Genomic DNA, 20,756 nt, shown 5'->3' on the forward strand with positions numbered 1-20,756 from the left:
ATGAAAAACGCCCCGCGCTAATGCTGCGGGGCGTTTTTCATGGCGGACAGGCTTAGCCTACCTGCAGCAGCTCGACTTCGAATACAAGGGTGGCATGCGGCGGGATAACGCCGCCAGCGCCGCGCGCGCCGTAGCCCAGGTCGGACGGAATGGTCAGCTTGCGTTTGCCGCCCACCTTCATGCCCAGTACACCCTGATCCCAGCCCTTGATCACGTAGCCTTCGCCCAGCGGGAAGCTGAACGGCTGGAAACGGTCTTTGCTGGAGTCGAATTTGGTGCCGTCAGTCAGCCAGCCGGTGTAGTGCACGGTGACTTCTTCGCCTGCGACTGCTTCTTTACCTTCGCCTGTCACCAGATCTTCGATGATCAGTTCTGCCATTGTGATGCCCTTCGTTACCGCATTGATCAGGGGGCGTATTCTATCAGCCATGGTGCGGGCTGTGGGCGACTGCTTTTGTATATGCCAATCAGTGTCTTATAAAAAAATATCGGTTAACTGACACAAGCGCTAAAGGGGGCAGGGCGATGACCTTACTTTGTCTGGCTACGCAGCAGCATATCGTGGTGCAGCGCCAGGGCCTGGCTGCCCCTTTTCGCTGGCTGAAACTGGGGTGGCGTGATTTGCAGCGTACGCCTGCCGATGCCTTGTTATACGGTGCGGTGTATGTGCTGATGGCCTATGGTCTGGCGTATCTATTGCAGTATTTTCCGGAACTGGCACTGGCGCTGGGCTGTGCCTGCTGGCTATTGGGGCCGTTTCTGGCCGCAGGGCTTTACGATATCGCCAGGCAGCAGCAGGCATTTAACGGTGGCCGCGTGATGCTGCTGCATAGCGCGCTGGCCTGGCGCGCCAACCCTGGTGCTTTGGCGCTGTATGGCTGTGTGATGGCACTGCTGTCTTGCGCCTGGGGCGCCTGCTCGATGCTGTTGTTTGCCCTGTTCGACCAAGGGCGGCTGCCCCGGCTGGATGCCCTGCTGCCGGGCTTGCTGCAGGGTGATAACCTGCTGCTGTCATTGAGCTGGGTGGGCATGTCGCTGCTGTTTGTGCTGTTAGTGCTGTCGCTGAGCATTTGCACTTGCGCCATGTTGCTGGACAAGGAAATAGACGTGATCACCGCCATGCAAGCCAGCCTGCAAGTGGTTGGCCGCAACGGGGTGACGATGGTGGTATGGGCCGCTATGATCGTGGCACTTGTTGCGATAGGCTTGGCCAGCCAGTTTGTCGGGCTGTTGCTGGTGGCGCCGCTGCTGGGCTTGTCCAGCTGGCATGCCTACCGTGCCCTTATTTCCTACGAATGCTGAACCCGCCATGACCCCCTTGCGTATTGTGTTTCTGGACCGTGACAGCCTGCCTGTGCCGCTGCCGGCTTTTCCGTTTGCTCATCACTATGTCGAGTATGCCGCCAGTGGCCGCGACGATATCGTCGCCCGTTGCGCCGGCGCCGACGTGGTCATCACCAATAAAGTACCGTTCGACGCCGCTACCCTGACAGCGCTGCCGCAGCTGAAAATGCTGGCAATTGCGGCCACCGGCTACAACCACATCGATATCGACGCCTGCCGTCGCCAAGGCGTGGCGGTGGCCAATATCCGGCATTACGGTGACGACACGGTAGCCGAGCACGCTTTCATGCTGATGATGGCGCTGATGCGCAACCTGCCGGCCTACCAGCGGGATGTGGCGGCCGGTGTGTGGCAGAACGCGCCGCAGTTCTGCCATTTTGGCGCGCCCATTCGCGATTTGCAGGGCGCGACGCTGGGTATCTTCGGTAGTGGCGGCATTGGCCAGGCCATGGCCAGCCGCGCGCGGGCTTTTGGCATGCAGGTTCAGTTTGGCGAGCGCAAGGGCGCGGGCGTGGTGCGCGATGGCTATGTGTCGTTCGACACCTTGCTGGCCACCTCCGACGTGATTTCCCTGCATTGCCCGCTGAATGACAGCACGCGCAACCTGATCGCCCAGCCCGAGCTGATGGCGATGAAGCCGGGCGCCATCCTGGTGAATACCGCCCGCGGCGGCCTGGTAGACGAAGACGCGCTGGTGGCCGCCTTGAAGTACGGCCAGATCGGTGGTGCCGGTTTCGATGTGTTGTCGGTAGAGCCGCCGCGCGAAGGCAACCCCTTGCTGAAAGCGCGCCTGCCGCACCTGATTGTTACGCCGCACGTGGGCTGGGCTAGCCGCGAGGCGATGGGCAGGTTGGCCGCACAGCTGGTGGCCAATATTGCAGCCTGGCAGCAAGGCCAGCGCCAGAACAGGCTGGGCTAAGCAGCAAAGCCTGTTGACCCGGTATCGACAAAAAACCCGCAAAGCGGGTTTTTTTATTGAACTAATCAATTTTGTACAGTACAAAGCATAAACAAAACCACAGTTATCCGGTGTTGCCTGTCGGTAGCACCAGACACAAGGAAGTCAGCATGCACATTGCAGTAGCGGGAGCGGGCATCGCAGGCCTGTCGGCAGCTTGGTTACTGGCCCGTAGCGGCCATGAAGTTACCCTGTTTGAGGCGGGTCACTACGCCGGTGGCCATAGCAACACGGTGGACGTGACGCTGGATGGCGTGACTGCCCCGGTGGATACCGGTTTTCTGGTGCACAACGACCGCACCTATCCCAACCTGATTCGTCTGTTCGCCCTGCTTGGCGTACCGGTGCATCACACCGAAATGACGTTTTCGGTAGCGCTGGACCAGGAAAAGCTCGAGTGGGCCGGCAGCGACTTGTTTACCCTGTTTGCCCAGAAGCGCAACCTGCTGCGCCCGGCGTTCTGGCATATGCTGCGCGACATTCTGCGCCTGCACCGCCAGGCCCCGGCCTTGCGTGACGAGGCGCGCGTCACCGGCGACACCCTGGGCCAGCTGCTGAACCGCCACGGCTACGGCCAAGCGCTGCGCGACTGGTACCTGCTGCCGATGGGTGCAGCCATCTGGTCCAGCTCCACCCGCGATATGGCGGCCTTTCCCGCTGCCACTTTCTTTGATTTCTGTCTGAACCACGGCCTGATGCAGGTGCTGGACCGGCCGCAGTGGAAAACCGTGCAAGGCGGCTCGCGTGTCTACGTACAGCGCATGCTGCAAGACCTGCCCGGCCTGCGGCTGGATAGCCCGGTGCAGCGTGTACTGCGCGATGCCCACGGCGTGACCGTGCATAGCCGCCACGGCGAGGAGCGCTTCGACCACCTGGTGCTGGCCTGCCATAGCGACCAGGCGCTGGCCTTGCTAGCCGATGCCAGCCCGGCGGAAAGCAGCGTACTGTCGCGGCTGCGCTACCAGCCTAACCGCGCCGTGCTGCACACCGACGCCAGCTTCCTGCCCCAGCGCCAGCAAGCCTGGGCAGCGTGGAATTACCGCGTTGGCAGGGCAGGGGAGAGCGATACGCCGGTGATGGTGAGCTATCTGCTTAACACGCTGCAGCAGTTGCCGTTCCAGCAACCCGTTATCGTCACGCTGAACCCTTACCGCCAGCCGCAGGGCGTGCTGGCCGAGTTCGACTACGCCCACCCGGTATTCGACCGTGACGCCATTGCCGCACAGCAGGCGCTGGCGCAGATCCAGGGGCGCCAGCGTACCTGGTTTGCCGGTGCGTGGGCCGGCTACGGTTTTCATGAAGACGGCCTCAAGGCCGGCATGGCCGTGGCCCAGGGGTTGGGAGCTACCGTGCCGTGGGACATCAGCCAGCCGGTGGCCGCGCATGCGCCGCTGCCGCAGCTGGCCGGTGCCGCAACATGAGCGTGCAGCTGTACGCCGGGCGGGTATGGCACGGCCGCCGCCAGCCCGCACGGCACCATTTTGCCTACCGCCACAGCTGGGTCGCGGTGAGCCTGCCCGATGGCGATGTGCCGGCACACCGGCTGGCGCCTGGCGTGTGCTGGCTACGCCGACGCCACGGCCCGCGTGACGGTAGCGCGCTGTGGCCGTGGCTCACGCAAAGGTTGGCCGCAGCCGGTTTTCACGACGCCAGCCGCATCGAGCTGCACACCCTGCCAAGCGTGCTGGGCTACGCCTTCAACCCGGTGAGCTTTTACCTGGTGTTCGACCGCGCCGCCGCGCTGCGGGCGGTATGGGTGGAGGTCAGCAATACCTTTGGCCAGCACCACGACTACTGCGTACACCACCCGGACTGGCGCCCGATGCAGGCGCGCGACAGCTTTGCCGCGCCCAAAGCGCTGCACGTGTCGCCGTTTTTCCAGGTGGAAGGCAGCTACCGCTTTCGCTTTGCCCGCCAGGCCGATGGGCGCTTCAGCGTACGCATTGCCTATAGCCGCGACGGCGACAACACCGACTTTGTCGCCACCCAGCAAGGTTGGCCGCAGCCGCCGGGTGCCGCCACGGTATGGCAGCTGGTGCTGGGCTGCGCCACGCTCACCTTTGCCGTGTGGGCGCGCATCCACTGGCAGGCGCTGCAGCTATGGCGCAAACGTGTTCCCTTTTTTGGCAAACAAGGCGTGCCCGCCACGCCGCCTACCGATTCCCGGAGTGTGTGATGACGACCCTGAGCCCTTCCCTGAACCCGCAGGCGCTGCGCGCGCCATGGTACGCCCGCCCGCTACTGGCTGGCCTGAGCCGGCTGCTGTACGGCCAGCTATTGCTGGTGGGCCCGGACGGCAGCCAGCAGCTGTACAGTGGCCGCCACGCGGGCCTGGACGCCACCCTGCACATTCACGACTGGCGCGCCCTGCGCCGCATTGCGCTGGCTGGTGACATTGGCCTGGCCGAAGCCTGGCGCGATGGCCAGGCCAGCTCGCCGGACTGGGTAGCACTAATGCGCCTGGCGCTGCAGAACGAGGCGGCGGTCGAGCAGGCCATCCACGGTAGCTGGCTGGGCAAGGTGGGCTACCTGCTGCGCCACCTGACCCGTGCCAATACGCGCAAGGGCAGCCGGCGCAATATCCACGCCCACTACGACCTGGGCAACGAGTTTTACAAGCTGTGGCTGGACCCCAGCATGAGCTATTCGTCGGCAGTGTTTGACGGTAACTACCGCCAGAGCCTGGAGTCGGCGCAGTGGGCCAAGTACGAGCGCATCCTGCAGCGGCTGGACGCCCGGCCAGGGCAGCGTATTCTGGAAATCGGCTGTGGCTGGGGCGGCTTTGCCGAATACGCCATCCGCACCCGTGGTGTACACGTTACCGGCGTGACGCTGTCTACCGAGCAGCTGGCCTGGGCGCAGCAAAGGTTGGCCGCAGCGGGCATGGCACAGCAGGCCGACCTGCGCCTGCAGGACTACCGCGATATTGACGGCGAGTTCGACCATATCGTGTCCATCGAAATGCTGGAAGCGGTAGGCGAGCGCTGGTGGCCGTCCTACTTTGCCACCCTGCGCGCGCGGCTCAAGCCGGGCGGCAAGGCGGTGGTACAGGTGATTACCATTGGCGACGAGTATTTTGCGCGCTACCGCAGCAGCACCGATTTTATCCAGCAGTTCATCTTTCCTGGCGGCATGCTGCCCTCGCCCGGCCAGCTGGAGCAGCACATTGCCAATGCCGGCCTGCGCCTGGGCGAGCGCTACACCTTTGGTGCCGACTACGCCGAAACGCTGCGCCGCTGGCTGGCAGACTTCGACGCTGTACAGCTGCGCGTGCGCGCCCAAGGGTTTGACGAGGCCTTTGTGCGGCTGTGGCAGTTTTACTTCTACTACTGCATTGCCGGCTTTGACGCCGGGCGCACCGATGTATGCCAGCTGGAGATGACGCGTCATGTCTAGATGGGTGGCTACCGGCGCCTTGCTCGCCGGCTTGATGGTAACGGAGGTCGTCATGGCCCTGCCTGCAGAGCTCGCAAACCTGCGCCCCTTAGGGCAGGGCAATTTGCGCTGGTTCGGTTTCAAGCTGTACGACGCTACGCTGTATACCCAGCAGGGCCAGGCGTTTGACTGGGCGCGGCCGTTTGCGCTGTCGTTGCGCTACGCCCGCGATATTCCGTCGGCCAAGATCGTCGATATCAGCCTGGAAGAAATGCAGCGCTACGGCCTGCCGGAAAACCGCCGCACCAGCTGGCGCGATACCTTGGCTGCAGCCATCCCCGACGTACAGCAGGGCGACGAAATTGTCGGTGCATTCGATGGCAACAGCCTGCGCTTCTGGCACAACGGCCGCCACACGCGCACGGTGGACGACCCGCTGCTGGCGCGCATGTTTTTCCGCATCTGGTTAGACCCGGCCTCGCGTGCGCCGGCGCTGCGCGAGCAGCTGCTGAACGGCCGCGGATGACGCCCCTGCAGCTGGCGCTGGCCGGCCTGGCGGCCATGCCGCTCGCCATGCTGGCCTTGCCGGTGTACCTGCATTTGCCGGCGCTGTACGCCCGCGACTTTGGCATGGCGCTATCCAGCCTGGGCTTGCTGCTGTTTGTGACGCGGCTGCTGGACACCGTGCTGGACCCGCTGCTGGGGCAGTGGCAAGACCGCCTGGGGCGTAGCGCGCTGCGTCTGGCGGCTGGGTTGGCCGCAGCCGCTGCCGTAGCGGGCTTTGCCTGGCTGCTGTGGCCGCAGCCGGGCTGGCCGCTGTGGCTGCAGCTGTCTGGTGCGCTGCTGCTGGTATACCTGGCGCACGGTTGGCTCACCATCGCTCTGCTGCGCTACGGCGCCGCGCTGTGGCCCACGCCGGCCGGCCGGGCGCGGGTAGCTGCCTGGCGCGAGGGCTGGGGGCTGGCGGGTGTGCTGCTGGCGGCAGCACTGCCGGCATGGTGGGCCGGCAGCATGGGCGAGATGGCGGCCATGCAGCGCTTTGTCTGGGTGCTGCTGGCCTTGGTACTGCTGGCAGGGTTGGCCGCAGTCTGGGCGCCGCGGCTACCGGCACCTGCCGCAGCCGAGGTGGCCGCACAAGCCGGGCCAGCCTGGTGGCGTGACGGCGCGTTGCGCGCCGCTGGTGTGGTGCTGCTGCTGAATGCGGTGGCCATGGCCATACCGGCGACCTTGCTGAATTTTTACGTGGCCGACGTGCTGCAGGCCAGCGCGCAGACCGGCGTATTTTTGCTGGCCTACTTTGTGGCGGCGGGCGCGTCGCTCCCCGCGTGGGTGTGGCTGGCCGACCGTATCGGCAAGGTGCGCGCCTGGCGGGCCGGCATGGCGCTGGCGCTGCTGGGCTTCATGCCGGTGCCGTTGTTGGCCGCCGGGGATAGTGCCGGTTTTACGCTGGTGTGCGTGCTGACCGGCGTGGCGCTGGGCGCAGATCTGGCCTTTGCCAGCGCGCTGGTGGCCGACGTGCTGGGCGCCCGCGTACAGCAGGCCGGTGGGGCGGTATTCGGTGCCGTGTCCATGCTCAACAAGCTGGCGCTGGCCGTGGCTGCCGGGGTGGCACTGCCGCTGGCGCAGTGGGCGGGCTATGTGCCCGGCCAGGCGGCCGGTGGCCTGATGTGGGTGTACGCGGCCTTGCCGGCACTTTTCAAATTGATGGCGTGGGGGTGCTTGCGATACCGGCCGCCCATGCAAGGAGCAGCATGATGTGGAAACGATGGGCTTGGCTGGTGGCCGCGATGGCGGCATTGGCACTGGGTGGCTGCAGTACCGCCAGTATCGACGACTACCGCGGTACGCGGCCAACCTTTGACCTGAAAAGCTACTTTGACGGCCCGGTGACGGCGCAAGGCACCTTTCAGGACCGCAGCGGCAAAGTCATCCGCCGCTTTACCGTGCAGATGAACGCCAGCTGGCAGGGCGATACCGGCGTGCTGGACGAGCACTTTAGCTACGACGACGGCGAAAAGCAGCGCCGCATCTGGACGCTGAAAAAGCTGCCCGACGGCCGCTACACCGGCACGGCGGATGACGTGGTCGGCCAGGCCAGCGGCCGCACCGAAGGCTTCGCCCTGTTCTGGGATTACACCCTGCGCCTGCCGGTAGACGGCACCGTGTACGAGGTACGCTTCGACGACTGGATGTACCAGCTGGACGAGCGCACGGTGCTGAACCGCTCGGTGATGAGCAAATGGGGCATCAAGCTGGGCGAGGTCACGCTGTTCTTTCGCAAAGGGGCGCAGCCGTGAGCCTGAACCCCAAGCTGCGTGATTGGCACGGCCAGCGCGTGTGGCTGGTGGGCGCCGGCCATGGCATAGGTGCGGCGCTGGCGCAGGCGCTGCAGCAGCAGGGCGCACACGTGGCGCTGTCCGGCCGTACCGAAGCCGCGCTGCACGCCGTAGCGGCCGGGCAAGAGCGCATGCAGGTACACGCGATGGATGCCACCGTGCCGGAAGACTGGCAGCGCGTACGCGACAGCCTGCTCGCCAGCTGGGGGCGCATCGACCTGGTGGTGATGCTGGCGGGCGATTACACCCCGCTGCGCGCCTGGGAGCTGACACCGGAAGCCGCGCAGCGCATGGTGAATGTCAACCTGCTGGCCAGCCTGTACGGTGTGGCGGCCAACGTACCGCAGCTGATGGCGCAGCAGGGCGGCGGGCTGGTGCTGGTAGCCAGCGTGGCCGGCTGGGCCGGCATGAGCAATGGCCTGGTATACGGTGCTACCAAGGCGGCGCTAAACCACCTGGCGCAAACGCTGTATCTGGACCTGCACCCGCACGGCGTGGGCGTGTACGTGGTGAACCCCGGTTTTGTCACTACGCGGCTTACCGCACAAAACGACTTTGCCATGCCCGCGCTGATCAGCCCGCAGCAAGCCGCCGACGCCATCTTGCGTGGCCTGGCGCGCGGCGAATTTGACATCCATTTTCCCAAGCGTTTTACGCGTGCGCTGAAGTTGGCCGCACACCTGCCCTACCGCCTGTATTTCTGGCTTGCACACAAGGTAACCGGACTATGAACCCCGCACTTGCCCGCCATCTGGACTGGTTTGCAACCCTTTCCCCCGCCACGCTGGACGAAATCGACGCGGTATACGCCGACGGCGCCAGCTTTCGCGACCCCTTTAACGTCATCAAGGGGCGCTCGCAGATCAAGGCGCTGTACGCACGCATGTTCCGTAGCCTGGCCGAGCCACGCTTCGTGATTGGCGAGGTCATCGCACAGGGTGACAAGGCCTTTGTCACCTGGGATTTCACCTTTGCCATGCTGGGCAAGCCGCAGTGCATCCACGGCGGTACCCTGTTTGTACTGGGCAGCGACGGCCGTATTGTGGACCACCGCGACTACTGGGACGCCGCCGAAGGCCTGTACGAAAAGCTGCCGCTGCTGGGCGGGCTGCTGCGCTGTCTGAAACGGCGCGTGGCATAATGCCTGCCTTTGTTAATGTCTTGTCGCTTGCGGCCCTGTACAAATCATGAACGAACTGCCCGAAAACGACGCCACTGGCCTGCCGATTGCCGCCATCGAGCGCGAAACCGGCATCCCCAAAGACCTGCTGCGCATGTGGGAGCGCCGCTACGGCTTTCCGCAGCCCGCGCGCGATGCCGCCGGCGACCGCTTGTACTCGCAGGCCGACCTGGCGCGGCTAAAGCTGATTCGCCGCCTGCTCGACCTGGGGTTTCGCCCCGGCAAGCTGATGGCCATGAGCGATGCCCAGCTGCAGGCGCTCACCACCGAGCACACCCCGCAGCGCCAGGTGTCCGACGTATGCCAGGGCCTGGTGGCAGCGCTACAAAGCCACGATGCGCAAGCCACGCGTGCCTACCTGCGCCACCGCATGCTGGAGCTGGGGCTGCGCCGCTTTGCCTGCGACTTTTTGCCCGAGGCCAACCAGCTGGTGGGCGATGCGTGGATGCGCGGCGAGCTGCAGATTGCCGAAGAACACTTGTACTCCGAGGCGGTCAGCCGGGTGATGCGGGAAACCCTGGCGGCCATTCCGGCCGGCGCCATGTCGCCCCGCGTGATGCTGACCACGCCACCGGGCGAGCTGCATGTGCTGGGTCTGCTGATGGTGGAGGCGCTGCTACGCCTGGCCGGTTGCGACGCCATCGCCTTCGGCGCGCAGATGCCGCTGCAGGACGTGGCATTTGCCGCAGAAAAGCATCAGGTGGATATTGTGGTGCTGTCGTTCTCCGGTGCGTACGAGGGCAGTGTGCAGGCTGTGGCCGAACAGCTGCGTGCACTATTACCTGCCGCGACACAGCTGTGGCTGGGGGGCAAGGGCTGTCGCGGCCTGCGCCAGCTGCCGCAGGGTGTTATCCATCTGCAGGAACCCGGCCAGCTGGACGAGCTGGTAGCGCAGTGGCGCGCCCGGCCTGCCGGCTAGGTTTGCAAAACCGTAGCGGCTTGACCATAACAAAGGGACCGGCGTGCGGTCCCTTTGTTTTACGCCAGACAATCCGGCTCAGTCGTCCATGTCTTTCAGGTTCAGGCGGCGTTCGTCTTCCGGGTCTTGGCCCAGCTTGCCGCGAATACAGGACAGGTACACGTTGACATCCGGCCCGCCGCCGTAGCGCTGCGCCTGCCAGATCATCTCGCCCAGGCAGTCGATTACTTCGTGTTGCGCGTCGTGTTCGCTGCCGGTTTTGGCCAGCAGCTGCTGGTATAGGGTGCGAATGCCAAACGGCTGGTCGATGGACAGCTGTTCTTCCACCGCCAGGTGCATGCTCATGTGCATGAAGGGGTTGGTTTCGCCTTGCTCCGGCAGCCATTCGCGCTCGCCGTACTGCTCGGGGCGGCTAAGGATGGCGTGGTACTCGGGGTGGGCGGCAATCACACTGGCGAGCAGCTTTTCCAGGTCGCTGAGCGGGTGGCCGGCTTGCTGTTTTTGCCAGGTATCAAAAAAGAAACGGCGGGCATCCTGCCGGCTGGGTGCAAACATGATTGTTGACTGATTTGTTCGGGAAATCAGCATTATACGGAGACACACGCACCATGACCACGCTTGCCAGCTTTGCGGCCAACCTGGCCGATGGCCGCCCGCAGCCCCTGGCCGATTACCTGGGCCAGGTGGTGCTGGTGGTGAATACCGCCAGCGAATGCGGCTATACCCGCCAGTACCAGGGCCTGCAGGAACTGCAGGCCGCCCTGGGGGCGCGCGGCTTTACCGTACTGGCTTTCCCGTGCAACCAGTTTGGTGGCCAGGAGCCGGGCAGCGCAGACGACATCGCTACCTTTTGCGAGACACGCTTTGGCGTAAGCTTCCCGCTGTTTGCCAAGGGCGACGTCAACGGCCCCGCCGCCAGCCTGCTGTGGCAATGGCTTACCGGTGTGGAAAGCGGCCACCCGCACCCGGTAAAGTGGAACTTCACCAAGTTCCTGATCGACCGCAAAGGCCGGCTGGTCAAACGCTACGAGCCCGCCGCCGAGCCGCACGAACTGCTGCCGGATATCGAGGCGCTGCTGGGTGGCTAGCCGGTAGCGCTGGATCAGAGAAAGACCGCTAGCTTGTGGTGCCTAATGTTGACCCGACGCGCAGAGCGGCGCCGCTATGGGCATAGCGTACAGCCGTACTGGCGGACGCTGGTGATTGCAGCATCCAGAGCTGTCTGCTATCGCCAAGCTGGTCTGCATCTAGGCAAAAGGTGCTACCGGTGGGGGGGCTCGTTCTATGGGGCCCTGCATCCTATTTCTTTGCGACATGCCTGGCATGGTGGATTCTTGCCGCCCACTTGGGGGCGGCACTGTCATTGGGGCCGGTTAACGCCATTTTTGCTGCATCGGCGCATGTCAGGTGGTGGCATGCGTGAAAAAACCGGCCGCAGCAGGGCGATCCCTGCCAGTACGGTTTGACCAAGCAGTGCCCCACAAGGCGAGCACCCCGCAGTGCCGGCCGGATAAGCTTACCGCTGCGGCGGTGTCGGGCTTGCGCGGGGAACCACCCGGCGTATCGCTTTCCACCCGGCATTGGAAAACGCCAGTTGCCTATACCCCATGCAAACTCTGCAATGATCTCTTGTTCCTGTACCGCTGGCTTTTGGCTTTGGCATTTAGCCCGGCACATTCGTCAACACGGGTTGACACGATGAGGATCGTCAACTAATGTTGACGCATGATAGACCTCAAATCTCTTCCCCCTGCTGAAGAGCCTGCCGAAGCTTTGGCCGCTGTTGTCGCACTGCGACTACTGGCCGATAAACTTGAACATCGTGCTGTCATGGCTGCGCTTGAACAGGGGTGGTCCTGGTCGCAAATTGCCGAGGCACTTGGTGTCTCCAAACAGGCTGCACATAAGCGCTTGGCAAACGTTCACTCCAAAACTGATTGATGAAAGGCATTCTTATGTTTAAAACCATCAGGCAGCGTTTTCGTGATATGAACACAATCAAAGCACTTTGTTTGGCCGCCGAAAAATTTGGCAATGCCGATGGTCAAATGAAGCCGGGTGCCGAGCATTTTGTTCTGTCAGCCTTGGCGTTGCCTGATGGCACTGCCCGTAAGGCACTTCTGCGGCTACATGCCAACCCGGACTGCTTTCCTGCAGCCATCGCCAAGCAATACAAGGATGCATTGCACAGTGTGGGAGTGTCCTTATCTTGTGTGAATGACATTGCTGATCAGCCCACAGCGATACCGACTGGCGATGGTCTTTATAAAGCCCAACCGTCTGCTCAAGCATTAATGCAGACATTGACGCGCGAGATAATGAAGAAAGAACATAAAGCCGACTCGACGGCCCCGCTGCTGAGTGCCCACGTACTCTTGGCAGCCCTGTCTGCGCAATATGGTGTAGCCGCACGTGCCTTCCGTGCGATGGGTATTGACCCAGAAAAGCTCAACGAGGCAGCAAAGGCGGAAATTCTTGCGTATCGGACACGCCTATAAGTCCATGCTGCACTATCAAGGGGCTTAAGCGGGACGGCGGTAATCAGGCCAGTACCCTAGCCTTATGTTAGACATTGCCAAGGAGCTGCCGAATGTCATCGACCGCCATCGAATACGAGAAGCTCAAAGCCACACTAAAAACCAGCCAGGAAGTCACTGCAGGTCAAATGTTTGGCAAGTCATGCCTCAAAGTCAACGGCAAGGCTTTTGTGTCACTGCACAACGACAGGCTTGTATTCAAGCTCACAGGTGAACATCACAAAAAGGCGTTGTCTCTCGACAATGCAGCGCTTTGGGATCCCTCTGGGACAGGCCGCCCCATGAAAGAGTGGGTGGCCTTGCCAGTAGAGGAAGCCCAGCACTTCACGGAACTGGCAGCTGAAGCATTGGCTTACGTGAAGCGCTCACGGTAACTCGCCGTCATGCCAGGGCGATTCAGGTTGACTGGCATGTCAGTCATTGCTGGAGCGTGCCAGATAAGCCATAAAGCGCCCCGACCAGGATAGTCGCGACAGCTACCGGAATGAACCAGCTCTCCCGTAAGTATTCGCCTTTCAATTTCAGTCCAATGAATTTCCCTTGGGCACGAGCCGTAGCAAAATACCAAAGAGGAAGCGCAACGATTTGCGTAAGGCGCAAGTAGGCATGGATAGTATGTGCGCTCAGGTGCGCAACTGCGCCATAGAAAGTGACACCTATAAATGCCAATAAGATGAATGTGCCCCATGACCACGCTACGAGGGCGCGCCGGGACTGCCCCAGACGCTGCCAGTTCAGCGCATGAATGATTGCACCAAATATCGGGCTGAACGGCATGCTCAGAAGCGCCGCGACATCCGGATTCCAAAGGGTTGCGCTTGAGGCGGGAGAGAATGGTGTCGAGTACTTGTCTATTCTAAGCGTCACCAAATCTTGGCCGCAGCGGATGCAGTGCGCTGAACTTTCGACATTGTCAGCGCCGCAAGTGATGCAGAACATTGATGTTTTCCTTGTGATGGCTAAGGTTTGAATGCAGTGGTCTGCACTGCTGTTGTTGGCCGCAGGGATGATATATGCATTTTGTATGTGAGGGGTGGCAGATGCCTGAAAGTACAAAGTCAGGTGGCGCTGTCCACCACGTTTAGTGGCGTAGTGCTTCACGGCGTTGGCGGTGTGCTCGATAGCCCAAAAAAATGCCCCGGCCGATGGCGGGGCATTTTTGTTTCGCTCAAGCAAGCATGCGGGCTGGTAAAGGCAGATCCGTGAAACGATCTGTGCGCTTTTACGCCTTATGGCGGTGCATGCTGGCCGTCTTTTTCACACTTACCCTTGTCTTACTTGCGGGTAAAGATGATGTCCCACACGCCGTGGCCCAGGCGGATGCCGCGGGCTTCGAACTTGGTCAGCGGGCGGTAGTCCGGGCGCGGTGCGTACGCTTCGGCGGTGTTCTGCAGGTCGGTGTTGCCGTTGAAGACTTCCAGAATCTGGATGGCGTAGTCTTCCCAGTCGGTAGCGGCGTGCAGGTAGCCGCCGGGCTTCAGCTTTTTCACCAGCTTTTCTACCAGCGGGGCCTGGATCAGGCGGCGCTTGTTATGGCGTTTTTTGTGCCAGGGGTCGGGGAAGAAAATATGCACGCCGTCCAGGCTGCCATCGGCCAGCATATTGTCCAGCACTTCTACCGCGTCGTGGCGCAGCAGGCGCAGGTTGGTAAGCTGCTTTTCCTCGATCAGCTTGAACAGGTTGCCTACGCCCGGGCTGTGGACTTCTACGCCCAGGTAGTCGTGATGCGGCATGTTGGCCGCAATCTCGGCGGTGGCGCCGCCCATGCCAAAGCCGATTTCCAGAATCTTGGGCGCGTCGCGGCCAAAGGCCTGGGCCAGGTCCAGCTGCTCGGGGCGGTATTCGATACCCCAGCGCGGCATGCCTTCGTCGATGGCGCGTTGCTGGGAAGCGGAGAGGTGGCCCTGACGCAGTACAAAGCTGCGGATGGCGCGCTTGAAGCCTGGATTTTCCATGGTGCGAACTCAAAAACTGCAAAAAGATCGCGATGTTACCGAATCTTGCGCCTGCCGGATAGCGCGACGCGGCGTTGACTTGCCGGCGGCGGGTACTTAGGCTGCGGTCTTGCCTTGTTCAATAGGAATACGCCATGCCGGGCATGGAAAATATCACGCTGTTTGCTTTGGCTGCGCTGGTACTGGCGCTAACACCGGGGCCGGATATGTTGCTGATCGCTTCGCGTAGTGCCAGCCAGGGCGTGCGGGCCGGCTTTGCCACGCTGGCCGGCATACAGGCCGGGGTGTATTGCCATGCCCTGGCTGCCGCCTTGGGTTTGTCGCAGCTGCTGCAGCTTGTGCCGCTGGCTTACGATCTGATCCGCTACCTGGGCGCGGGGTATTTGCTGTACCTGGCGTGGGGCTGCGTGCGCGGTGGCCAGCCTGCTGCTGCGGTGGCGGCAAACGAAGGCTTATCGGCGGGTACGGCTTTTCGTCAGGGGCTGTGGACCAATTTGCTCAACCCGAAAATGGCCTTGTTCGTGCTGGCGCTGTTCCCGCAGTTTGTCCCGCCTGCGCCTGGGTCGCTGCTGATGTGGTTCCTGTTGCTGGCGACGGTGCTGAATGGGGTAGGGTTGTTGGTGAATGGCGTGGTCATTGTGGCGGCCAGCCGGCTGGCGCGGCGTTTGGTGGCTGCCCCTGCCCGACGTTGGCCGCAGTATGTGCTGGGCGGCGTATTTGCCTTGCTGGCCGGCCGGCTGTTGTGGCAGCCGCGCTAGCGACCCAGCGTGCGTAGCAGGTGGCCGACGGTGGGGTAGTGCAGGCAGCCGGGCAGCTCGCGCAGCAGACGGGCGTTGCTCAGGCGGCGTGACTCGGCCATGAAAGACCACAGTCCGGGTGATACCTGCTGTTGTACCTGGGCGCGGGGCAGGCGCGGCGCGCGTGGCAGGCCCAGGGTGTCGGCCAGCTGGTCGTACCATTCGCCTACCGGCAGAGGCTGGCTGTCGCAGGCGTTGTACGCGCGAATGCCGCTGCGGCGGCGCTGCAGGGCGGCGGCGCACAGGCGAGCCAGGTCGCTGGCGTGAATGTGGTTGCTGATGCTGTCTTCGCTGGCGTTGATCAGCGGGGTGCCGTTTTGCAGGCGGGCCAGCGGCAGGCGCTCGGCGGCGTAGATGCCTGGCGCGCGCAGAATGGTGAGTGCGGTGCCGTGCGCTACGGCAAAGGCGCGCAGGCAACGTTCGGCGTCCACGCGGCGCTGGGCGCGGGGTGAGGTTGGCCGCAGCGGGGCGGTCTCGCTCAGCCACTTGCCATCGGCATTGCCGTACACGCCGCTGGTGCTGATATAGACGATTTGCTGTGGTAGACTCCCCGTTTTTGCCAGCTGCGACAAGACCTTGCGCATTCTGGGGTCTATCCTGCCCTGTTCTGGCGGCGGTGCGGTGTACAGCATGGCGTCGGCCAGCCCGGCAATGCGCGACAGGCTGTTTTTGTCGTCCAGGTCAGCCAGCAAGGGGCGGGCGCCCAGCGCGCGCCAGGTGGCGGCCGCTTCCGGGCGGCGTATCAGTGCAATGACCCGCCAGTGTGGCGTCAGCAGGGGGAGGGCGCGCAAGGCGACATCGCCGCTGCCCAGTATCAACAAGGTTCGCATGCCGGCCATTTTAGCGAAGTTTAAGGGAAGAAGATGACGTGTCAGGTAAAGGTGCTTCCAAGCGGCCATTCTTTTGGCGTAGAAGCGCATGAAACCATTCTGGAAGCGGCATTGCGCCAGTCTGTCGGCCTGCCGTACGGCTGCCGCGATGGTGCCTGCGGCGCTTGCAAGGGCAAGGTTGTAGAGGGTGAGGTAGAACACGGCGGCGCGCAGGACAAGGCGCTGTCGGCAGCCGACCGTGCCCAGGGCATGGCGCTGTTCTGCTGTGCCAAACCCAAGGGCGACCTGACCATCGAGGCGCGCGAGGTAGCGGGTGTCGGTGATATCCAGATCAAGACCCTGCCGTGCCGCGTGGAAAAAATCGACAAGATCCACGACGTGGCCGTGCTGAAGCTGAAGCTGCCGGTGTCGGAACGCCTGCAGTTCAAGGCCGGCCAGTACATCGATATCCTGATGAAAGACGGCAAGAAGCGCAGCTTCTCCATTGCCAATGCGCCGCACGACGACGCGTTTATCGAGCTGCATATCCGCCACCAGCCTGGCGGCTCGTTCTCCGACTACGTGTTCAACACCATGAAAGAGAAAGAGATCATGCGCTTCAAGGGCCCGCTGGGCTCGTTCTTCCTGCGTGAAGATTCCGACAAGCCCATCATCATGGTGGCCAGCGGTACCGGTTTTGCCCCGATCAAGGGCATTATCGAGCACGCCATCCACCAGGGCATTACCCGCCCCATCGTGTTCTACTGGGGTGCCCGCACCCCGGCTGACCTGTACCTGGCCGAGATGGCTGGCCAGTGGCAGGCACAGCACACCAACATCACCTTTATCCCGGTGGTGTCGGACGCGCTGCCCGAGCACAACTGGCAGGGCCGCACCGGCTTCGTGCACCAGGCGGTGCTGGACGACTTCGACAGCCTGGCCGGCTACCAGGTGTATGCCTGCGGTGCACCGGTGATGGTAGAGGCCGCGCATACTGCCTTTATCGGCGAGCGCAGCTTGCCGGCAGACGAGTTCTTCTCCGATGCCTTCTTCCTGTCCAAGGACATGGGCAGCGCCAGCAAGTAAGCAGCTTGCCGTGCGTATGCAGCAGCCCCGGTCGGCCCCGTGCCCACCGGGGCTTTGTCATGGAAGCGACATTTTGCTGGGCGACTGTCTAAAAGTTTGCTTTATTGAATCATTACAAAAAATCGGGCGAATGACATGCACCGCGAGTCGGACTCACTGTTGACGCTGGAAAATGTCAACCAGCATTTCCTGGCCAACCTGCAGGGCGCAGACAGCCAGCTCGCCGTGCATGCCAGCCAGGATATCCTGGCGGCCAACGGTACCAAGCTGTTGGCACGTGGTAGCCGTCTCGATAGCCGCAGCAGCGAGCTGCTGGCCAACCACCGTTTGCGCCAGCCGCTGGAAACCCAGCTGCAGGTCGATACCACCGGCTTGCTGGCGCGCCTGCGCGAGGGCATGCAGCAGTTGCTGGCGGACGACCCGCTGCTGGCCGCCTGGCTGGAGCAGGGCCAGCGTACGCTGCAGCGCGAGCTGGCAGTGCTGTCCTTGCCCCCCTTGGCCGCCCAGGCCCTGCAGCTGATCGCCAACCGCTTTCCCGACGTGTTCCGCCACAGCTTGCGCGTGGCCGCGCTGGCGTGGAGCCTGGCACCGTCGCCACGCGATGCCCAGCTGCTGCTGGTGGCCGGCTTACTGCACGATGTGGGTTATTTGTATCTGGACCCCGCTATCTGGCAGCAGGGCGGGCCGCTGTCGGCCGACGCCTGGCGCCAGTTCGATGCCCACCCGCTGATCGGTTATGTGTGGGCCAGCGAGCTACGCGCTGTGCCGCCGGAGGTGGCCAACCTGATCTTGCAGCACCACGAGCGGGTGGACGGCAGCGGCTACCCGCGCCAGCTGCGCGGCGAGGCAGTGGGGCACAACGCCGAGGTACTGGCGCTGGCCGAGATGGCGGCCGGTATCTTCGAGCACGCCCGCCAGCCGGTGGGGCAGCTGCAAGTGGCGCTCAAACTGTTGCCTGGCCAGTTTTCGGCCGCGGTACGGGTGCCTGCCCAGCTACGGGCGGCACGCTTGCCGCGCGAAAGCGGCCTGTTACAGCCGGTAGACGCGCTGCAGTCGTCGCTGCACCAGCTGCTGCTGCGCTTTGCGCGGGTGCACGAAGTGATGCAACACATCGAGTCGCAGACAATGGGCGAGGCCGGTTGGCAGCTGTTTGGCCACCTGGCGATGCGGCTCAACAGCATCCAGCGTGCGTTCAATAGTGTTGGGCTGGACATGCTGACCAAGCACGCGCCCGAAGGCGAGGGCCACGAGCCGCTGTGGCAGGAGCTGGCGTGGGTGATCAACGAAACTAACTGGCTGTCGCGCCACCTGTCGCGCGACCTGACGCGGCAGCGGCTGAAGTTGGCCGCAGACGAATCCGAGCTGTTCGAGCCACTGGTGGTGCTGTTTCTCGGGCTGACCAGCAAGACGGTACCGGCTGGCTTATAGCCAGCCTGGCTGCCACTGTGCCGTGTCGCCCAGCTCGCGCCAGGGCAGGGTGAAGTGGCGGTGCGACAGTACCGCCTCCAGCGTTACGCGTAATGCTTTCTGGGCGTCGTCGGCGTCGTATTCCACCTTCACCACCAGAAAGTGTTTTTCGCGCTCACGCGGGGTAACGGCAGTCCACTTGCTGCCTTGCAGTTTTTTATGGTTAACCGGCATGGGGTCTCCTTGCTGGCTTCGATAGGATAAGGCACGGGTGGTTCCCGTAACGACAACGCCCCCGGCTGCAGGCAGCGCGGGGGCGTTTACGGGGAAGGGCGACTTAGGCGCTCTTCACATGCGGGGCGATCAGCGGCAGCAGCTGGCCCAGTACTTTCGGGGCGGCAGCCACGATGTCGCCGCTTTCGAACCAGCCGTCTTCACCGTGCATATTGGTGACGATACCGCCAGCCTCTTGCACGATCAGGCTACCTGCAGCGATGTCCCACGGCTTCAGGTTGAATTCGAAGAAACCATCCACGCGGCCGCAGGCCACGTTGCACAGGTCCAGCGCGGCGGAGCCTTCACGACGGGCGCCGGCGGTTTTGCCGATCACGTCTTTCAGGATGGCCAGATGGGTGTCCAGCATGCTCTGGTCTACTACCGGGAAGCCGGTGGCGATCAGGCATTCGTTCATGTTGATGCGTTTGGAGACGCGGATACGACGGTCGTTCAGGAACGAGCCCACGCCACGGCTGGCGGTGAACATGTCGTTGCGGTTCGGGTCGTAAACCACCGCCTGCTGGATCTGGCCGCGGTGAGCCAGTGCGATGGAAATGCAGTATTGCGGGTGACCGTGAATGAAGTTGGTGGTGCCATCGATCGGGTCGATGATCCACTCGTACTCGGAGGTACCCAGACCGCGGCCGCCGGACTCTTCTGCTAGAATCGCATGCTTCGGATAGGCATCCAGAATGACATCAATGATGGCTTGTTCGGCAGCTTTATCGACTTCGGACACGAAGTCGTTGTGTTTTTTCTTTTCAACACGCACGGTATCCAGGTTCAGCGATGCACGCTGGATAACGTTGGCTGCACGGCGAGCGGCTTTTACCGCGACATTGAGCATTGGATGCATTGACGGCCTCTAAAATCATACAAAACAAGCGCAGCCCCTTCGTGGGGTGCGCGCTTGTCGTAAACTGTCTGGGTTAAGGAACGATAAACACCGCTTTCGCAGCGGTGTTTTTGAATAGCCCGCGATTCTACTCAAAATTACCCGATGAATAAACCCCAAGTACCTGATTTTTTAAAGAACATTCGCGTCGTACTGGCGCGCCCCAGCCACCCGGGCAATATCGGCTCGGCGGCACGGGCCATGAAAACCATGGGCCTGACCCGCTTGTATCTGGTTGAACCCAAAGTGTTTCCCAGCGAAGAGGCCAACGTACTGGCCTCGGGTGCGGTAGACGTACTCGAGCACGCTACCGTCGTTGGCAGCCTTACCGAAGCGCTGTCGGACGTGACCGTGGCCTGCGCACTGACCAGCCGCCGCCGCGAGCTCACCACGCCGCTGTCCACCCCGCGCGAAACGGCGCCCGAGCTGATTGCCCGCGCCCGCGACGGCGAGCAGGTAGCGCTGGTGTTCGGCAACGAAACCTTCGGCCTGTCCATCGAAGAAGTGGAAATGTGTAACCGCCTGGTGACCGTGCCGGGCAACCCGGACTACTTCTCGCTGAACCTGGCCATGGCGGTACAGGTGATGACCTACGAGCTGTTCAGCCACACGGGTGTGGACGTGAACTACCTGAAAGCGGAAGGCGAGGCCGCCAGCATGGCCGAGGTGGAAGGCATGTGCGGCCACCTGGACAACACGCTGGAAGCCATCGGCTACTACGAGCGGCGCAACAGCGAGCGCCTGATGCGCCGCATGCGCGCGCTGTTCAACCGCGCAGGCGTATTGCGCGAGGAAATCGACATTCTGCGCGGCTTTTTCAAGCAGGTGCAGCGCGTGGCCGACGGCAGCCTGCCGCCGCGCGACAAGCAGGGCGAGTAAACC

The 20,756-nt window shown here is 62.9% G+C and carries 26 protein-coding genes; 19 read left to right on the forward strand and 7 right to left on the reverse strand.

Translation table 11 applies throughout. The features are described from left to right. Positions 1 to 52: 52 nt before the first annotated feature. On the reverse strand, positions 53 to 379 hold the full coding sequence (locus PQU95_RS09185) for an FKBP-type peptidyl-prolyl cis-trans isomerase (RefSeq protein ID WP_272751707.1): 327 nt from the start codon (positions 377 to 379) through the stop codon (positions 53 to 55). 146 nt (positions 380 to 525) lie between these two features. Between PQU95_RS09185 and PQU95_RS09190 the strand changes: the two genes are divergently transcribed. From PQU95_RS09190 to PQU95_RS09240, 11 genes are all read left to right on the forward strand, one after another. After that, positions 526 to 1,302: a DUF2189 domain-containing protein gene (locus tag PQU95_RS09190; RefSeq protein ID WP_272751708.1), complete on the forward strand. Its 777-nt coding sequence runs from the start codon at positions 526 to 528 to the stop codon at positions 1,300 to 1,302. A 7-nt stretch (positions 1,303 to 1,309) separates the two neighbouring features. After that, positions 1,310 to 2,263 (forward strand): D-2-hydroxyacid dehydrogenase, encoded by a 954-nt coding sequence (locus PQU95_RS09195; RefSeq protein ID WP_272751709.1) that lies wholly within the window; start codon positions 1,310 to 1,312, stop codon positions 2,261 to 2,263. A gap of 149 nt (positions 2,264 to 2,412) precedes the next feature. Then, the gene (locus PQU95_RS09200) at positions 2,413 to 3,723 is read left to right on the forward strand and encodes an NAD(P)/FAD-dependent oxidoreductase (RefSeq protein ID WP_272751710.1); all 1,311 of its coding nucleotides are present in this window, start codon (positions 2,413 to 2,415) and stop codon (positions 3,721 to 3,723) included. Further along, the gene (locus PQU95_RS09205) at positions 3,720 to 4,478 is read left to right on the forward strand and encodes a DUF1365 domain-containing protein (protein ID WP_272751711.1); all 759 of its coding nucleotides are present in this window, start codon (positions 3,720 to 3,722) and stop codon (positions 4,476 to 4,478) included. The genes PQU95_RS09200 and PQU95_RS09205 overlap by 4 nt, the downstream gene beginning before the upstream one ends. Next, entirely contained in the window at positions 4,478 to 5,698 is a 1,221-nt protein-coding gene (locus PQU95_RS09210; RefSeq protein WP_272751712.1) for an SAM-dependent methyltransferase, read from the forward strand. The genes PQU95_RS09205 and PQU95_RS09210 overlap by 1 nt, the downstream gene beginning before the upstream one ends. Further along, on the forward strand, positions 5,691 to 6,203 hold the full coding sequence (locus PQU95_RS09215; protein WP_272751713.1) for a chalcone isomerase family protein: 513 nt from the start codon (positions 5,691 to 5,693) through the stop codon (positions 6,201 to 6,203). The genes PQU95_RS09210 and PQU95_RS09215 overlap by 8 nt, the downstream gene beginning before the upstream one ends. Continuing rightward, positions 6,200 to 7,432 (forward strand): MFS transporter, encoded by a 1,233-nt coding sequence (locus tag PQU95_RS09220; RefSeq protein ID WP_272751714.1) that lies wholly within the window; start codon positions 6,200 to 6,202, stop codon positions 7,430 to 7,432. The genes PQU95_RS09215 and PQU95_RS09220 overlap by 4 nt, the downstream gene beginning before the upstream one ends. After that, entirely contained in the window at positions 7,429 to 7,974 is a 546-nt protein-coding gene (locus tag PQU95_RS09225; RefSeq protein WP_272751715.1) for a DUF3833 domain-containing protein, read from the forward strand. Before PQU95_RS09220 ends, PQU95_RS09225 begins: the two co-directional genes overlap by 4 nt. Beyond that, on the forward strand, positions 7,971 to 8,744 hold the full coding sequence (locus PQU95_RS09230) for an SDR family NAD(P)-dependent oxidoreductase (protein ID WP_272751716.1): 774 nt from the start codon (positions 7,971 to 7,973) through the stop codon (positions 8,742 to 8,744). Before PQU95_RS09225 ends, PQU95_RS09230 begins: the two co-directional genes overlap by 4 nt. Next, on the forward strand, positions 8,741 to 9,154 hold the full coding sequence (locus PQU95_RS09235; protein ID WP_272751717.1) for a nuclear transport factor 2 family protein: 414 nt from the start codon (positions 8,741 to 8,743) through the stop codon (positions 9,152 to 9,154). The genes PQU95_RS09230 and PQU95_RS09235 overlap by 4 nt, the downstream gene beginning before the upstream one ends. Before the next feature lie 46 nt (positions 9,155 to 9,200). After that, positions 9,201 to 10,112, forward strand: coding sequence for a MerR family transcriptional regulator (locus PQU95_RS09240; protein ID WP_272751718.1), 912 nt, complete (start codon positions 9,201 to 9,203; stop codon positions 10,110 to 10,112). 78 nt (positions 10,113 to 10,190) lie between these two features. Here PQU95_RS09240 and PQU95_RS09245 read toward each other — a convergent pair whose 3' ends face one another. After that, a complete protein-coding gene (locus PQU95_RS09245; protein ID WP_272751719.1) occupies positions 10,191 to 10,667 on the reverse strand; it encodes a DUF1841 family protein in 477 nt (158 codons plus the stop codon). 53 nt (positions 10,668 to 10,720) lie between these two features. Here PQU95_RS09245 and PQU95_RS09250 point away from each other — a divergent pair, with 53 nt between their 5' ends. From PQU95_RS09250 to PQU95_RS09265, 4 genes are all read left to right on the forward strand, one after another. Next, a complete protein-coding gene (locus tag PQU95_RS09250) occupies positions 10,721 to 11,200 on the forward strand; it encodes a glutathione peroxidase (protein WP_272751720.1) in 480 nt (159 codons plus the stop codon). Positions 11,201 to 11,837: 637 nt separating this feature from the next. Next, on the forward strand, positions 11,838 to 12,053 hold the full coding sequence (locus PQU95_RS09255) for a helix-turn-helix domain-containing protein (protein ID WP_272751721.1): 216 nt from the start codon (positions 11,838 to 11,840) through the stop codon (positions 12,051 to 12,053). Further along, positions 12,053 to 12,610, forward strand: a complete 558-nt coding sequence (locus PQU95_RS09260) for a Clp protease N-terminal domain-containing protein (protein WP_272751722.1) — start codon at positions 12,053 to 12,055, stop codon at positions 12,608 to 12,610. Before PQU95_RS09255 ends, PQU95_RS09260 begins: the two co-directional genes overlap by 1 nt. Before the next feature lie 92 nt (positions 12,611 to 12,702). Then, entirely contained in the window at positions 12,703 to 13,023 is a 321-nt protein-coding gene (locus tag PQU95_RS09265) for a TfoX/Sxy family protein (protein ID WP_272751723.1), read from the forward strand. A gap of 43 nt (positions 13,024 to 13,066) precedes the next feature. Here PQU95_RS09265 and PQU95_RS09270 read toward each other — a convergent pair whose 3' ends face one another. Together PQU95_RS09270 and trmB are read right to left on the reverse strand one after the other, a co-directional pair. Then, the gene (locus PQU95_RS09270) at positions 13,067 to 13,825 is read right to left on the reverse strand and encodes a hypothetical protein (RefSeq protein WP_272751724.1); all 759 of its coding nucleotides are present in this window, start codon (positions 13,823 to 13,825) and stop codon (positions 13,067 to 13,069) included. A 98-nt stretch (positions 13,826 to 13,923) separates the two neighbouring features. Continuing rightward, positions 13,924 to 14,604 carry a tRNA (guanosine(46)-N7)-methyltransferase TrmB gene (trmB, locus tag PQU95_RS09275; RefSeq protein WP_272751725.1) on the reverse strand — a complete coding sequence of 227 codons (681 nt, stop codon included), beginning with the start codon at positions 14,602 to 14,604 and terminating at the stop codon, positions 13,924 to 13,926. 134 nt (positions 14,605 to 14,738) lie between these two features. Between trmB and PQU95_RS09280 the strand changes: the two genes are divergently transcribed. After that, a complete protein-coding gene (locus PQU95_RS09280; RefSeq protein WP_272751726.1) occupies positions 14,739 to 15,362 on the forward strand; it encodes a LysE family translocator in 624 nt (207 codons plus the stop codon). Here PQU95_RS09280 and PQU95_RS09285 read toward each other — a convergent pair. After that, complete coding sequence (locus PQU95_RS09285; RefSeq protein ID WP_272751727.1) at positions 15,359 to 16,231, reverse strand: SDR family oxidoreductase; 873 nt, start codon at positions 16,229 to 16,231, stop codon at positions 15,359 to 15,361. The genes PQU95_RS09280 and PQU95_RS09285 overlap by 4 nt on opposite strands. Before the next feature lie 33 nt (positions 16,232 to 16,264). On the opposite strand from PQU95_RS09285, the gene PQU95_RS09290 reads away from it, so the two are divergent. Continuing rightward, complete coding sequence (locus PQU95_RS09290; protein ID WP_272751728.1) at positions 16,265 to 17,296, forward strand: CDP-6-deoxy-delta-3,4-glucoseen reductase; 1,032 nt, start codon at positions 16,265 to 16,267, stop codon at positions 17,294 to 17,296. A 135-nt stretch (positions 17,297 to 17,431) separates the two neighbouring features. Then, positions 17,432 to 18,724: an HD-GYP domain-containing protein gene (locus tag PQU95_RS09295; protein ID WP_272751729.1), complete on the forward strand. Its 1,293-nt coding sequence runs from the start codon at positions 17,432 to 17,434 to the stop codon at positions 18,722 to 18,724. Here the strand turns inward: PQU95_RS09295 and PQU95_RS09300 are convergent. After that, positions 18,719 to 18,937 carry a TIGR02450 family Trp-rich protein gene (locus PQU95_RS09300; protein WP_272751730.1) on the reverse strand — a complete coding sequence of 73 codons (219 nt, stop codon included), beginning with the start codon at positions 18,935 to 18,937 and terminating at the stop codon, positions 18,719 to 18,721. The genes PQU95_RS09295 and PQU95_RS09300 overlap by 6 nt on opposite strands. A 103-nt stretch (positions 18,938 to 19,040) precedes the next feature. Next, entirely contained in the window at positions 19,041 to 19,835 is a 795-nt protein-coding gene (locus PQU95_RS09305; RefSeq protein ID WP_272751731.1) for an inositol monophosphatase family protein, read from the reverse strand. A 144-nt stretch (positions 19,836 to 19,979) separates the two neighbouring features. Here PQU95_RS09305 and PQU95_RS09310 point away from each other — a divergent pair, with 144 nt between their 5' ends. Then, entirely contained in the window at positions 19,980 to 20,753 is a 774-nt protein-coding gene (locus tag PQU95_RS09310; protein WP_272751732.1) for an RNA methyltransferase, read from the forward strand. Positions 20,754 to 20,756 lie beyond the last annotated feature (3 nt).

Origin of the sequence: Vogesella aquatica, assembly GCF_028548455.1 — a bacterium.
Classification (GTDB): domain Bacteria; phylum Pseudomonadota; class Gammaproteobacteria; order Burkholderiales; family Chromobacteriaceae; genus Vogesella; species Vogesella aquatica.

Coding starts and splice junctions, on each gene's coding strand:
- trmB (WP_272751725.1), bottom strand. CDS start 14,604: ATGGAAAATCCAGGCTTCAAGCGCGCCATCCGCAGCTTTGTACTGCGT.
- PQU95_RS09205 (WP_272751711.1), top strand. CDS start 3,720: ATGAGCGTGCAGCTGTACGCCGGGCGGGTATGGCACGGCCGCCGCCAG.
- PQU95_RS09200 (WP_272751710.1), top strand. CDS start 2,413: ATGCACATTGCAGTAGCGGGAGCGGGCATCGCAGGCCTGTCGGCAGCT.
- PQU95_RS09280 (WP_272751726.1), top strand. CDS start 14,739: ATGCCGGGCATGGAAAATATCACGCTGTTTGCTTTGGCTGCGCTGGTA.
- PQU95_RS09260 (WP_272751722.1), top strand. CDS start 12,053: ATGAAAGGCATTCTTATGTTTAAAACCATCAGGCAGCGTTTTCGTGAT.
- PQU95_RS09255 (WP_272751721.1), top strand. CDS start 11,838: ATGATAGACCTCAAATCTCTTCCCCCTGCTGAAGAGCCTGCCGAAGCT.
- PQU95_RS09185 (WP_272751707.1), bottom strand. CDS start 379: ATGGCAGAACTGATCATCGAAGATCTGGTGACAGGCGAAGGTAAAGAA.
- PQU95_RS09210 (WP_272751712.1), top strand. CDS start 4,478: ATGACGACCCTGAGCCCTTCCCTGAACCCGCAGGCGCTGCGCGCGCCA.
- PQU95_RS09220 (WP_272751714.1), top strand. CDS start 6,200: ATGACGCCCCTGCAGCTGGCGCTGGCCGGCCTGGCGGCCATGCCGCTC.
- PQU95_RS09225 (WP_272751715.1), top strand. CDS start 7,429: ATGATGTGGAAACGATGGGCTTGGCTGGTGGCCGCGATGGCGGCATTG.
- PQU95_RS09310 (WP_272751732.1), top strand. CDS start 19,980: ATGAATAAACCCCAAGTACCTGATTTTTTAAAGAACATTCGCGTCGTA.
- PQU95_RS09265 (WP_272751723.1), top strand. CDS start 12,703: ATGTCATCGACCGCCATCGAATACGAGAAGCTCAAAGCCACACTAAAA.
- PQU95_RS09285 (WP_272751727.1), bottom strand. CDS start 16,231: ATGCGAACCTTGTTGATACTGGGCAGCGGCGATGTCGCCTTGCGCGCC.
- PQU95_RS09215 (WP_272751713.1), top strand. CDS start 5,691: ATGTCTAGATGGGTGGCTACCGGCGCCTTGCTCGCCGGCTTGATGGTA.
- PQU95_RS09235 (WP_272751717.1), top strand. CDS start 8,741: ATGAACCCCGCACTTGCCCGCCATCTGGACTGGTTTGCAACCCTTTCC.
- PQU95_RS09290 (WP_272751728.1), top strand. CDS start 16,265: ATGACGTGTCAGGTAAAGGTGCTTCCAAGCGGCCATTCTTTTGGCGTA.
- PQU95_RS09300 (WP_272751730.1), bottom strand. CDS start 18,937: ATGCCGGTTAACCATAAAAAACTGCAAGGCAGCAAGTGGACTGCCGTT.
- PQU95_RS09295 (WP_272751729.1), top strand. CDS start 17,432: ATGCACCGCGAGTCGGACTCACTGTTGACGCTGGAAAATGTCAACCAG.
- PQU95_RS09245 (WP_272751719.1), bottom strand. CDS start 10,667: ATGTTTGCACCCAGCCGGCAGGATGCCCGCCGTTTCTTTTTTGATACC.
- PQU95_RS09195 (WP_272751709.1), top strand. CDS start 1,310: ATGACCCCCTTGCGTATTGTGTTTCTGGACCGTGACAGCCTGCCTGTG.
- PQU95_RS09190 (WP_272751708.1), top strand. CDS start 526: ATGACCTTACTTTGTCTGGCTACGCAGCAGCATATCGTGGTGCAGCGC.
- PQU95_RS09240 (WP_272751718.1), top strand. CDS start 9,201: ATGAACGAACTGCCCGAAAACGACGCCACTGGCCTGCCGATTGCCGCC.
- PQU95_RS09250 (WP_272751720.1), top strand. CDS start 10,721: ATGACCACGCTTGCCAGCTTTGCGGCCAACCTGGCCGATGGCCGCCCG.
- PQU95_RS09305 (WP_272751731.1), bottom strand. CDS start 19,835: ATGCATCCAATGCTCAATGTCGCGGTAAAAGCCGCTCGCCGTGCAGCC.